This window comes from Pedobacter hiemivivus (assembly GCF_004331685.1).
GTDB lineage: Bacteria > Bacteroidota > Bacteroidia > Sphingobacteriales > Sphingobacteriaceae > Pedobacter > Pedobacter hiemivivus.
This window is the reverse complement of the sequence record NZ_SJSM01000036.1, coordinates 1-12,521: the sequence shown is the minus strand read 5'-3', so window position 1 is coordinate 12,521 and position 12,521 is coordinate 1. Positions and strand designations below refer to the sequence as shown.

Below are 12,521 nucleotides of genomic sequence, written 5' to 3'. Positions count from 1 at the left end.
TTCTTAATCTTCTAGTCTATTCCACCAAGTTCTTTTTAAAATAAGGATGATTACCGTTAAAATGACTACTGTAATCCATAGCAGGCCATACATTCCTGTAATCAAATACATTGGGAAAATGGTTAAGCAAAGCTGGGCTATAATGCCCAGTACTACGTTAGACATATCCAGTTTAAAGTTCTTGTTGGCCCGGAAGCTGGGATCTTCCTCGGCTACTAATGCATGGATGGGCTCCCAAAATCCCCAGGGCCTAACATTTTTATAAAATGATTTTAGTACTTCCGTATCAGTGGCTGGCGCGGTGTAGGTGCCGATTAAACAGCCAATGAATGACAAAACAAAAAGCAAGGGCCACCAGTATAGCGGCAAACCCGTTGTGAGGTAGGGCATCAGCAATGCCACGCTAACACCAACCGTCATCCCCCAGAAAAAGCCATTGGCATTAAAGCGCCACCAGTACCATTTTAAGCAATTTGCAGCCACATAGCCACCATATAATCCCCCAACTATCCACTGTAAGATGTCGTTGACATTGTTGGCCATAAAGCCAAAGAAAATGCCTACTGCGACTACCACAATGCCCACAATGTAGTTCATCGATATGATCTTTTTGGTAGGGGCGTTAGGGTTGACATATTTTAAATAGATATCGTTCACAATATAGGCTTGTGCGGCATTTAGGGTTCCGCTAAAAGTTCCCATAAAAGCACCGAGCAAGCCTGTGACTACCAATCCCAAAACGCCAACAGGTAAAAAATTGTTAATGGTTGCCGGCAAAATTCTTTCAAAATCTGCTACACCATCTGGGCCTTTCAAGTAAAGCTGATTATAATAAAGCAGGGCCAGAACAGTTAGGCCGGTGATCATCGAGTATCGGATGGGCAATAATATGATACTTACAAAGCCGGTCATTTTGCTGGCCTCTTTCGGGCTGCGCGTGCTGAGTACTTTTTGCATATCGTAGTTTGGTGCCGGTCCGGCAAGGGACGCGAATATGCCCTTCATCAGCATCATCATAAAGAAAATGCCGAACAGACTAAATCCGTCATCTGCAATTTTTTTATTGGCATCAGCAGCTATTTTACTCCAATCAAGATTTAACTCCCAGCTAAAGAACGGGTCGCTCCATCCCTCTGGTACATTTAAGGTTTGTCCATGCAAGTGCTGCACAGCAATAATGCCTATGGCAACACAGGCAATAGTCATGATCAGGTATTTAATCGCATCTCCAAGCACAATGCTGTGCATACCGCCAATAATAGAATAAAACATGGCAAACAGGGTAAATACAATACCATAGAAATGCGGAACATATTTGTCGGCAATAGCAAAAGGAACATAATCTTTTACGACATCCCAGGGAATGAAAACCTGGACGAACTTACCTAAGCCAACAAAGCCGTAGGCCAAAAAACCTAAACAACTAATTAATGCAAATGCAATCACGATGATATGTGAACCTTTAACACCCTTACCCGTTAAGCCAAACCTGGTTTTTAACCATTCTGCCCCGGTTGTGGAATTAGACCTTCTGAGCCACTTTGATAAAAACATCATCATAAAGACCTGATTAAAAACAGGCCATAACCAGGGAATCCAAATGCTTTTGAAACCATATACAAAACAAAGGGCAACCATCCACATGGTGCCACTGATGTCAAACATATCGCTGGCATCACTGAGCCCAAGCATGTACCAGGGTAATTTTTTACCACCCATTAAGTAGCTCTCTTTGTCCTGTTTCGCCTTGTTTCTCATGTAAAAGCCAATGAGCACCATGGTGACTAAATAGGTTAGGAGAATTAAAATATCTATCAGTTGTAGTTTCATGTTAGTTTGGCTGGTATATTTTTTTTGTACCTATTGTCTTTTCAAATAGGATCCTTTTATTCTGATAGAACTTTTTAAAGTCGGGTGCTGAAATTTGCCCTTCGAATGGCGCGTAATAGTGCATTTTTTTCGTCGATGGCATATATCCTGCATTGCGCCAAACCAAAACGTAAGACAGTGGGTAGTCCTTAATGGCTGGCCACAAGGTTCCGGTCCACCAGGTTGCATCTGGGACCGCCTCATATCCTGTTTCGGCAAATGCGGCTAACTTGTTTCTTTGTCTCGCAATTTTGCTGAGTATGTCCAGGTCATTTCGTACTGCATTTATAAATGCTTCTTTTCCCTGGTTTTCGAATTGATAGAGGTCAAAACTGACTACATCAACGACATCATCACCAGGGTAGTATTTCAAAAACTCCTGTTCGTTCGCAAAGCCATTGGTGTTATAAACAAAAATGAGGTTATGTAATTTCTTGGTGTTATTCAGGTAGTCGACCGTAAATTGCCAGGCTTTCTTTATTTCTGCGGGGCTGCTGCAGTTTCTTCCCCACCAAAACCAATTTCCAGATACTTCATGAAATGGGCGGAAAAGAATCGGAATGGCTTCCTGTTGGTCTCCTTTTAGGCTGGAAATAAATTTCGCGGCCTTGTCAAGCCAGGAAATATAAAGTTGATGTTTTGCGCCTCCGGGCAAAATTGTAGCAACAGAATTTTTGGTTGTATCCCAGGATGATCCTCCAGTTAAGGGATTATCAAAATGCCAGCTTAAGGTGATGGCAGCTCCTTTTTTATATCCGTCTTGAATATACTTGCGGATTTTGTCAAATGGAACACCGTCAATATTTTTAAACGAATCATGCTCAATGCGACCTAAATCCCATCCATAGATACCTGGGTAATCGTTAACCACATCTTTAATGTCACTTTTGCCTTCTATATATTTCCAAGTTACACCATAAGCTAAGTCATCCTGGTGACCAAATATGGTGTGTTGCAGGCTTAATTTGTGAAGGTTTTTATATAGGGCAACAGTTTCTTTACTGGCTGCTTTATCACTTAACGATTGTGCGTTTACCAGGTCGCTGGCGATTAAGCATCGGCTGAATAAAATGATAGTTAAAAGAATCTTGTTCAATTTCATATATAAAAGTTAATAGAAGCCTACATCGTCTACATAGATCTGAGAGAGGAGTCCGCTGAATTCCTGGAAAGTAATAGCCGTCATACTAGCCGGGTTTCCCAGATTTGTAAATGGAATCTGGTAATCTGTCCAGCTGCCTTCAGTTAAAATCAAATCGAAAGTGCTAGCTGCTGGGGTGAATGAAATCCTCACTTTTTTGCCTGCTGTTCCAGCGCCTCCATAAATAGAAATTTTAACACCACTATAGCCTGTGGTACTAAAAGCCGGTGCGGCTTTTGTAAATCTGATGGCACCAAAACCGACGGTAAATTTATTTACAATGGCTTTCGTTCCCCGTCGGATGATGGTGGTCTGGGTCATGTCGTAAGTGTTGCTGTAAGAGGTGTTTGACCAGCCGGGTGCCATTGCATCATCAAATATGGTAGCTTTTAAACCAAATACATTTGTAGATTTTATGGTTCCCATTGGTGTGGTAACAAAAATATAGCCCGAAGCAAAACCTACTGGTATTTTTACTTTTATTTCTGTTTGCGTGCTGGACACAATAGGCACCGAAGTTGTTTCGAATTTAACGGCTGTTACTCCTGTAAAATAGTCGCCTTTAATGGTTATTAGATCATTTGGTAGACCTGCTGGAGGGTCAAAGCTTGATATTTTGGGTGCTGGTTGCTTAATTTGGAAGTTTAAAGTGGCTGAGCCATATTTGGTAGTGACTGTTATCGGATTATTGAGGAGATCTGTTAGCTGTGCTGGAATTTTTACGGTAATGGTGTTGTCGTCTCCATAAATCAGGGAATCTGCAGCTAAAGTCCCATTAAAATCGACTTTGTATGTGGTGCTTAGATTTGTTCCTTTAATCGAGATCCATTCTCCATAATCTACAATTGTTAACGGTGTATTTCTATCCACTAAGTTGGTGACTTCAGTTAATGTTGGCGGAGCGGTGTTTACTGCATCGTCTTTTTTACAAGCATTAAAAAGAAAAAGCATTATCGCAATCATTGCATAGGTGCTTATTGATGGCGTTTTTTTCATAATTAAATGATTTAAATTTATGATTAAATATGTTTACCAACCTGGATTATTTCCAGGGATCGCTTTGTTTGCGTTTAGTTCGCTTAAGGGCAAGGGAAGTAATAAATTTCTGTTCGCCCGTACCTTTGTAATATTGTTTTGTCCGGTTGATATTTTATTCATTACCTGCAGGTAAATACCCCAACGCATCAAATCAAAGCGTCTGATTCCTTCCAGGTTAAATTCACGTGCTCTTTCTGCCAGGACATAACTGCGGAATTGTTCTGGATTCATGTTGGCAGGTGCATATGCGGCAGGTACAGGAACGGCAGGTGTTCCTGTTGTAGGGTAGGAACGGAATCTAACGGTATTTAAAGCATTGTAAGCAAGTGTTGTTGCGCCATTAACTTCATTCTCCGCCTCTGCATACATGAGTAAAACTTCGGAATAACGTAATAGGGGAAAGAATGCGTCACTATTGGCTACCGAAGGGTCGGCAACTGAACTAAATTTAATGGTATAGGCTCTTTCTGCAGTTGTGGTATTAGTATTGTTGTATGTTATGCCACCTACTACTTTGTATAGTGAGGCCTGTGCAAATGGATAAAAGATGTTAGTCCCTTGTAAAGTCGTGTAATTATGAGTTATGCCGTCTAAAACCCGCTTATCTAAAAGTTCATAATCGTTATAGTGATTGTTTGTTGTCCAAACTGCACCCTGTCCAAAAGTAGAGCGGGCAGGGAAATAAGCACTTAAATTGTTGACAAAAGCTGTTCCGGCAAGGGATTGTAGTTCCCACATTTGCTCTTTATTATTTCTGCCTGCAATGCTCCATAAATCTTTCCAGCTTGGGGTTAGAGCATATTGGTTGTCGGTGATTACTTCTGCAGCTTTATCTCTAGCTAAAGTGTAAAAGGCTTTTGAATCTATTCCTTCATGGCCTGCCACTACAGTTTTGACATAAGTATAATACCCATTATCTGTGCCGCCACGCACAGTAACATTGCCTGTAGCGGCGCCAGAAGCCATTGTTAAATAGGTTTTTGCTAAAAATGCTTTCGCGACACCCTGATTTACCCGGCCAACTTCGCCAGCTTTTGCATGGCCTACAGGAAAGAGTTTAGTTTCAGCGTTTTTGAAATCACTGATTACGACATCATAGGTTTCTTTGACGGTTGCCCGGGGAATATTGGTCTGAGGTTCTGTCGCGGATAAGGATTTTAGACGGATTGGTACCCCGCCATATAATTGTACCAGTTGAAAATAAGCCCAGCCCCTTAGGAAATAAGCTTCGCCTAAAATTCTATTTTTGATGTCGCCATCCATATTGTTGATGTTGACTACGTTCTCTAAAACGGTATTTGCTCTGGCAATAATGGCATAGCAGCCAACCCATGGCTTTTCCCAGCCAAAATAAGCTTGCGGGTTACCTGCGCCTGTAGTGCCTAAAAACCAATCGGCTCCAGAGACATGGTCGTCATCTAAGATGGTCATGTTCCAAAATGGTTGCAGGTATAAGTCGTAAGTATAAAGTTCAGCGTATACACCATTGATTGCTGTCTTTGCATCGCTTTCATTTTTGTAAAAGTTCTCTGGTGAGTAAAAAGAGTAGGGTGTTTCTTCCAGCGCTTTTTTGCAAGAGCTGGCACTAAGTAAAATCAGTCCGGTAGCAAATGCTGTAAAATATGTTGAAATTGCTTTCATATTATATTTTTAAAAAGGTTAAAAATTGCAACGTAGAGAAAGATAATATGTTCTTGAGTTAGGGTAGCCGCCCAAATCAACTCCAAATAGTGCTGGGTTATCGCCGTAACTATTAATCTCAGGATCGTAGCCAGAATAATTGGTGAAAGTGTAAAGGTTGTTAACTCCCAGGGAAACTTTCAGGTTAGTAAGGGTTTTAGATTTTAGGGGAAGTTTATAACCAAGTGTTACATTTTTAATCCTTACAAAGCTTCCGTCCTCAATAAAACGTCTGCTAAATAGCTGGTTTCTAAAAAACTGTCTGATTACTTTTGGTCCGGTAGCATTGGTATTGTCCTTCCCTTCTGCCCAGGCGCCATCGAGCATTTCCTGAGTAATATTTTTGTTGGTGCCCAAGTTTCCATTAAACCGGGTATTCATGTTAATGATGTCATTTCCCTGGACGCCGTTGATGAGCACACTGAGGTCAAATCTTTTATAGTTAAAGTTGTTCGTAAAACCGAAGGTGTAATCCGGATTTACATCTCCAATAAAAGTTCTATCGGTTTGAGAGATGTTAGTCCTGTCATTGTCCAGGTTTTTGTATTTGATCTCACCAATTGTTCTTAAAATAATTGCAGTTCCTTGTCCGCTATAAGCAGGGTCACTTCTAACTTCAGCCTCATTGTCATAGTAGCCATCTTCAACATAACCGTACAAAGCGCCAATTGGCTTGCCAATAGTTTGGATGAATGGTGCATCGCCTGTAGAGATGTTTCTGCCGTATTGTTCTGTCACATCGGGACTCAAGCTTAAAATTTTGTTTTTGATAAATGCGACGTTGAAGCTGGAGTTCCATTCGAAGTCTTTGCTTTTCAAGATAACACCGGCAAGTTTAATTTCTAATCCTTTGTTTTCTATCGAACCTGAGTTTACTAATTTTGTTAAGAAGCCCGTAGAAGAAGGGATAATTAGGTTTTGCAAAAGATCATCTGTTGTTTTCTTGTAAAGGTCAACCGTAAGGTTCAGTCTCGAGTTAAACATGCTCAAATCTAGTCCTAGATCGTACATTGTCGTTGTTTCCCATTTCAGTTTCTCGTTTGGGGGGCCAGAATAAAGGTCGTTGGCCAGACCGGTTTGTACCGCCCCGCCAAATACATAATTATAGACACTCAATTTGGCAAGGGAGGCGTAAGAGCCAATTCCCTGATTGCCCGTTTGTCCATAGCTCAACCGCAATTTTAAGTCATTAATCGCTTTAATATCTTTCATGAAGCTTTCATTTGATAATCTCCATGCAATCGCCGCGGATGGAAAACCGGCCCATTTATTGTCTTTACCAAATTTACTTGATCCGTCCTGACGATAAGAGAGAGTCAAAAGGTAGCGCTCGTCGTAGTTGTAATTTGCTCTGCCCAAAAATGAAATTAGTGTAGATTGAAAGCGTGAAGTGACAATTGGGAGCGTAACTTCGCCGGCAGCCATATTCTCATTTTCTAAGGCATCATTTGGAAAAGTTTTGGCCTCCGCTCTTTTACTATTGCCATTGGTGCGTTCAAAAGTGCCTGCGCTAACAATATTTAAACTATGTTTTTCTATTTTTTTATCATAGGTAACTATACTTTCGGCAACGCTACTGCTCCAGATGTTATCCGATTTTAAGCCCCAGCCCTTAACTGCAAAACCTTCATAAACACTTCTGGGATAATATTGATCTCTGGTGTTGGACGCATAGCTAAAGCCAATGTTTTGTCTGAATTTGAAGTCTTTTAAAAAGGTAGCCTCTAGGTAATTTGAAGTAAAAATGTTTATCCCATTTACCCGGTTTAAAACATCGTTTACATAAATGTAAGGATTGGTAATGAATGCATCTCCAACACCATCATAGTCAATTGGCTCTGATTGGGTAGCGGGAAAGGTGATCGCAGAACGAATAACCCCGGCGCTTGCTGCATCGGATTTGTCTGTTCCGGTTTTTACACCGTTTGTGCGTGAATTTGCAAAAGAGGTGCTTGTGCCAATTTTAAAAGTTTTACTGATGTTCCTTTTTAGGTTTATGCCCAGGCCATACCTGTTGTAATCTGAATTTGAAATGATCCCTTCCTGATTCAGGTAGCTAAAAGAAAGGCTGTGGCTGCCATTGGCACTTCCGCCAGAAACATTTAAAGTGTAGTTTTGAGATAATCCAGTACGGAAAATTCGGTCTTGCCAATTGTTGTTGTTTCTTATATAGTCTTGGGGCCCTTTGGCATAATAGGTTTTTCCCGGATTTAAAGGATCTGGTAGATTGCTGCCTGGATAAGGTAGGGTATAGGCTGTTCCGGTATATTTGTTCGAGTTTAGGTAAGCTAGATTTTGATAGTCCGCGTATTCAGATGCGTTTAAAACATCCAGCTTTCTGGATACTTTCGCCTGTCCAACGATTGCGTTGAATTCAATCTTCTCTTTTCCAGATTTTCCTTGTCTGGTGGTAATTAAAACTACACCATTTGCACCGCGGGAGCCGTAAATTGCTGTTGCAGATGCATCTTTTAAGATATCAATGCTCTCTATGTCGCTTGGGTTTAAGAACGACATTGCATTTAAGGTTTGCTTTTCATCTTCACCGATGGATAAGGGGGTAGCGCCTGAACTGCTGTTGTTAAAAGGAACACCGTCAATTACATAAAGTGGCTCGGTGCCACCTAAAAATGAGTTGGATCCCCTTATTCTGATACTTAGGCCCGCACCCGGTGCACCATCGTTTTGGGTTACATTGACTCCTGCAATTTTACCTTGCAAAGCTCGAAGGATATTTGTTGGGGCGTCTTTAATCAGATCCTCCCGGTCAACTCTACTTACAGACCCTGTTAGATCAGTTCTTTTTGCCGTGCCGTAACCGATTACAATTACATCAGAAAGCATATTGCTCTTGGTTTTTAAAACAATGTTGAAGGTTGTTTTGCTTCCAATCGTAACTTGTTGTTCTTCCATTCCTAAATAGGAAAAGGTTAAAGTTTGTGCTGTGGGTGGAATGCTTAAGGTGAAGTAACCATCCTCATTTGTAATGGTAGCTGTTTTTGTATTTTTTATACTAACAGAAACACCAGAAAGAGGGGTGTTACTTTCATCGGTTATTCTGCCAGATACTTTTTTGTCTTGGGCAAAGCCGTTAGTAATTGATAACAGGCATGCAATTGTTGCCAATAAATTAATTGATAGTTTATTAAGCATAAGCGGTCTATTTGGTTTATATCAAAATTAGTGTTCGATATGCTTTTAAAAATAATACTATTTTATCCATATGTGATATTTTAATCACTTTGATCTTTGTTGTAATTCAAATTAGGGCTATTTAGGTTTGCTCATGGCTATTTTATTGCTGAATGAATGTGCTTTAGTCTATATTTGATTGTTGATATTATTTTATCCTATTGATTGATATTATTTATTCATTTAATGTGCAGAAAAGTATGCTAAAAGAAATCACTCCCCTCACCAACGGTGATTGTTTCACTATTTTTGAGCGAAAAAAGCATAATTTCGACTTTCCATTGCATTATCATGAGGAGATGGAGTTGAACTTTATTTCTAATGCATGTGGTGCAAGAAGGGTAGTTGGCGATCATATTGAAGAAATCGGAGATATAGAGTTGGTATTGATCGGCTCCAATCTCCCTCACGTTTGGGAAACCCATAATTTGGATGGGAGGGAGATTCATGAGGTAACCATTCAATTTCATAAAGATCTTTTTGATGAGAAGTTTTTGCGTAGGAATCAATTGCGTGTGGTCAGGGAGATGTTTGAAAAATCGAAGTGTGGAATTTTATTTTCTAAAGAAACTGCACAACTCATCGGCCCAAAACTGGTAAAGTTGAATAAAAAACATGGGTTTGACTCTGTTTTAGAATTGATGTCAATTTTACATGATCTATCCACTTCCAGAAATATGCGTACGCTTTCAGATTCGACCTTTAGTCATGCTGAATTTTCCTACAACAGTAGAAGAGTTGAAAAAGTAATGGAGTATATTAATTTCAATTTTGATAAGCAGGTTAGTTTGGCAGAGGTGGCAAGGATTGCAAGCATGACAGAAGTGTCGTTTAGCCGGTTTTTTAAAAGTAGAACAGGGATTAGTTTTACGGATAGTCTGACCGAAATCAGGTTAGGACATGCATCTAGAAAATTGATTGATACTACTGAATCGGTTGCTGAGGTGGCTTACAATTGTGGTTTCAACAACATTTCGAATTTTAATAGGATATTTAAAAAGAAAAAAGGTTGTACACCTAAAGAGTTTAGAGATAACCTTTCCGGTAACCGGGTTTTTGTTTAAGTGATCCATATTGAATTTTGTAATCAAAAGTTGCATCAGGAGGAACATAAAGAAGCCAGTATCATACGATAGCTGGCTTCTTTGTTTTACAGTGACGTCATAAAAGGTGGTTGAGTATTTTTAATACGTCCAACTATAACCAGTTACTTCAGCAAATGCCGTTGGATTTGGCCCCTGTATATGGTCAGTACTCTCGGTTTCTCCAGAGGCCATCACTTTAGTGTAAGTTTGCGAATTACCTTCATTAAATCTAACAGAATAGGTAATCGTTATTTCACCCTGGCCAGCCTCTGGCCCTGTACGAAAAAAAAGGACCTGTACGTCATTTGCCCCGGTAATAGCACTTGTATAAACCGTAATACTTTCATCCACTAGTGTTTTGGATGTTTCTGTCTTTAATCTAGTGCGTAAATCTGGTTTAAAGCCAAGCATAAATGCCGAGGTTGTTAAAAGTACCAGTAGCAATAGGATTTTGAAATTTGTTTTCATATTGATTGATTTAGAGGTAATTAATTGATTTTGAATTTACATATTATAATCAATATTTAAAACTAGTTGGCTCCTGGGTAACTGTTACGCCCAGTGTGTACGTGACTTCTGAAAAGTCGCTCAGCGTAACAAGGCAGATTATTCTGTAGCTACCAGGGTCTGAAAAGATGACATCAATCCATCTGTCCCCAGCGGGATAAATAGTGTAGTCACCTAAAGCCTCTATCGACCATTCGTAAGAGTATGCTCCCGGTACATTGTCCACATAATAACCATATGAATCACCATTGGCATAAAAAAATAGGATTTCCTTAATTATTAAATATTGGTCGCCCTATAATTTGACTTATGAGGCGGCCTATTATTAAATCAGTTTCTTGTTTTTATTCATCAGAAGCACCTGTATCGTACTGATAGACTTCCACGGAATCATCGCTCATTGTAACCGTACAGTATATATGAGAATAGCCAGGGCGTGAAAAGGTAAGGTCAACTATTTTTTCGTCCCAGGGCATGGTCCAAATTATGGCTCCGCTAGTGCCCTCAACCGACCATACATACGAAACTGCTCCTGGTATTTCGTCAATATAATAACCGTAAGACTCGCCGTTAGAATATACTGGTGCGCTAGGCATATTTGCTTTTATCTGAGCATAAATACTTGAGCAGGCAAAAGAAAGAAACAAAACAAATAATAACTTTTTCATAATTAATAGGTTTAAATTAGTTTTTAAGACAAATGTTAATTTTTGATCACGTGATTGTTCGTGAAAGAGAGGAGCGCATAGCGTTTTAATCAGTTGAAAGCTAATGTCTCTTAATTGATAATTTAAATGGATGTTTTCTATAGGCTTACTATTAGTTTTTCCTACTCTTTTAAAGATTTTCGGACGCTCTGTTTGAAAGTTGAATGCTACCTTTCTAAAAATAATCGTAATTGACTGCATAAAAGTCATGCGAATTGGCTGATTACTAAGTGATTTTGCCATGGATAGGGGGATTAAATAGTCATGTCTCTGGTGGGGTTTAATACAAGTATGTAAGTCACCCGTACTTCATAGGTAGAAATGACGGGGGGTAAAGGGATTTGCCCCTGTTATCTCCCTGTTCGTTCCCTGTTGCCCCCTTGTTATATATTTCTTTAAACAGAGTGATAGATGTATATATATACTACTATATATATGTCTGTGTTGTCGCGCTGACTTCTTGATCGGGCTTTTTAAAATAGCTTGTAATTTTTCTGGTTGTGTTGTAGGTAGTTATGGGTTCGTTAGCACTAATAGTGCATTTAAGTTTGCATAATGAGATTATATTTCTACCTTTGCAATCCCAAACAGAACGGGAGTTACCAGACGGAGTTTGTTAACAGAATAAAAAAGATTGAAACGTTAAAAATTTGAAACTGAGATTCGGAACATTAAGACCGGAACGAAACTGAAGAATAATAAACGAAGAAATATAAAGAAGACCCGTGAGGCGATTCGAGAAGTTCATTAAAGAGATGTCATTTATAAAGCATAGCGAGGTAAGATAGTACAGTTTCAAAGTACATGAAAACCAAAGCTATTTTTTCAAGTCAGAATCTAACTAGACAATATAATTAGAATAAGACTATTATTAATACAAGTTAAGAATGGTCAGTGTTCAAACATAACATTTTACAATGGAGAGTTTGATCCTGGCTCAGGATGAACGCTAGCGGCAGGCCTAATACATGCAAGTCGAACGATACTTTCCAGCTTGCTGGGGAGGAAAGTGGCGCACGGGTGCGTAACGCGTATGCAACCTACCTTAATCAGGGGGATAGCCCGAAGAAATTCGGATTAACACCGCATAAAAACACAGGATAGCATTATCCAATGTTCAAATATTTATAGGATTAAGATGGGCATGCGTGTCATTAGCTAGTTGGCGGGGTAACGGCCCACCAAGGCGACGATGACTAGGGGATCTGAGAGGATGACCCCCCACACTGGTACTGAGACACGGACCAGACTCCTACGGGAGGCAGCAGTAAGGAATATTGGTCAATGGAGGCAACTCTGAAC

The 12,521-nt window shown here is 39.8% G+C and carries 9 protein-coding genes and 1 rRNA gene; 2 read left to right on the top strand and 8 right to left on the bottom strand.

Annotation, left to right across the window (positions count from 1 at the left end; translation table 11 throughout):
• Positions 1-3: 3 nt before the first annotated feature.
• From EZ444_RS25895 to EZ444_RS25875, 5 genes are read right to left on the bottom strand one after another with little or no spacing between them, the layout of a single operon-like run.
• Positions 4-1,830 (bottom strand): sodium:solute symporter family protein, encoded by a 1,827-nt coding sequence (locus tag EZ444_RS25895; protein WP_131612815.1) that lies wholly within the window; start codon positions 1,828-1,830, stop codon positions 4-6.
• Position 1,831: 1 nt separating this feature from the next.
• Positions 1,832-2,971 carry a glycoside hydrolase family 26 protein gene (locus tag EZ444_RS25890; protein WP_131612814.1) on the bottom strand — a complete coding sequence of 380 codons (1,140 nt, stop codon included), beginning with the start codon at positions 2,969-2,971 and terminating at the stop codon, positions 1,832-1,834.
• A 9-nt stretch (positions 2,972-2,980) separates the two neighbouring features.
• The gene (locus tag EZ444_RS25885; RefSeq protein ID WP_131612813.1) at positions 2,981-4,006 is read right to left on the bottom strand and encodes an IPT/TIG domain-containing protein; all 1,026 of its coding nucleotides are present in this window, start codon (positions 4,004-4,006) and stop codon (positions 2,981-2,983) included.
• Between the two features lie 33 nt (positions 4,007-4,039).
• Positions 4,040-5,689 (bottom strand): RagB/SusD family nutrient uptake outer membrane protein, encoded by a 1,650-nt coding sequence (locus EZ444_RS25880; protein WP_131612812.1) that lies wholly within the window; start codon positions 5,687-5,689, stop codon positions 4,040-4,042.
• A gap of 18 nt (positions 5,690-5,707) precedes the next feature.
• The gene (locus EZ444_RS25875) at positions 5,708-8,881 is read right to left on the bottom strand and encodes a SusC/RagA family TonB-linked outer membrane protein (RefSeq protein ID WP_131612811.1); all 3,174 of its coding nucleotides are present in this window, start codon (positions 8,879-8,881) and stop codon (positions 5,708-5,710) included.
• 239 nt (positions 8,882-9,120) lie between these two features.
• Between EZ444_RS25875 and EZ444_RS25870 the strand changes: the two genes are divergently transcribed.
• Positions 9,121-9,984, top strand: a complete 864-nt coding sequence (locus tag EZ444_RS25870; protein WP_131612810.1) for an AraC family transcriptional regulator — start codon at positions 9,121-9,123, stop codon at positions 9,982-9,984.
• Between the two features lie 120 nt (positions 9,985-10,104).
• On the opposite strand, the gene EZ444_RS25865 is transcribed toward EZ444_RS25870, so the two are convergent.
• From EZ444_RS25865 to EZ444_RS25855, 3 genes are all read right to left on the bottom strand, one after another.
• The gene (locus tag EZ444_RS25865) at positions 10,105-10,473 is read right to left on the bottom strand and encodes a hypothetical protein (RefSeq protein WP_131612809.1); all 369 of its coding nucleotides are present in this window, start codon (positions 10,471-10,473) and stop codon (positions 10,105-10,107) included.
• Positions 10,474-10,522: 49 nt separating this feature from the next.
• Entirely contained in the window at positions 10,523-10,738 is a 216-nt protein-coding gene (locus EZ444_RS25860) for a hypothetical protein (protein ID WP_131612808.1), read from the bottom strand.
• A gap of 118 nt (positions 10,739-10,856) precedes the next feature.
• Positions 10,857-11,462, bottom strand: coding sequence for a hypothetical protein (locus EZ444_RS25855; RefSeq protein WP_131612807.1), 606 nt, complete (start codon positions 11,460-11,462; stop codon positions 10,857-10,859).
• A 671-nt stretch (positions 11,463-12,133) separates the two neighbouring features.
• Between EZ444_RS25855 and EZ444_RS25850 the strand changes: the two genes are divergently transcribed.
• Positions 12,134-12,521: ribosomal RNA gene (locus EZ444_RS25850) — 16S ribosomal RNA — on the top strand; the annotation flags it as partial.

Excerpts from the sequence above, each read along its gene's own strand:
- EZ444_RS25895 (WP_131612815.1), bottom strand. The coding sequence starts at position 1,830 with ATGAAACTACAACTGATAGATATTTTAATTCTCCTAACCTATTTAGTC.
- EZ444_RS25890 (WP_131612814.1), bottom strand. The coding sequence starts at position 2,971 with ATGAAATTGAACAAGATTCTTTTAACTATCATTTTATTCAGCCGATGC.
- EZ444_RS25885 (WP_131612813.1), bottom strand. The coding sequence starts at position 4,006 with ATGAAAAAAACGCCATCAATAAGCACCTATGCAATGATTGCGATAATG.
- EZ444_RS25880 (WP_131612812.1), bottom strand. The coding sequence starts at position 5,689 with ATGAAAGCAATTTCAACATATTTTACAGCATTTGCTACCGGACTGATT.
- EZ444_RS25875 (WP_131612811.1), bottom strand. The coding sequence starts at position 8,881 with ATGCTTAATAAACTATCAATTAATTTATTGGCAACAATTGCATGCCTG.
- EZ444_RS25870 (WP_131612810.1), top strand. The coding sequence starts at position 9,121 with ATGCTAAAAGAAATCACTCCCCTCACCAACGGTGATTGTTTCACTATT.
- EZ444_RS25865 (WP_131612809.1), bottom strand. The coding sequence starts at position 10,473 with ATGAAAACAAATTTCAAAATCCTATTGCTACTGGTACTTTTAACAACC.
- EZ444_RS25855 (WP_131612807.1), bottom strand. The coding sequence starts at position 11,462 with ATGGCAAAATCACTTAGTAATCAGCCAATTCGCATGACTTTTATGCAG.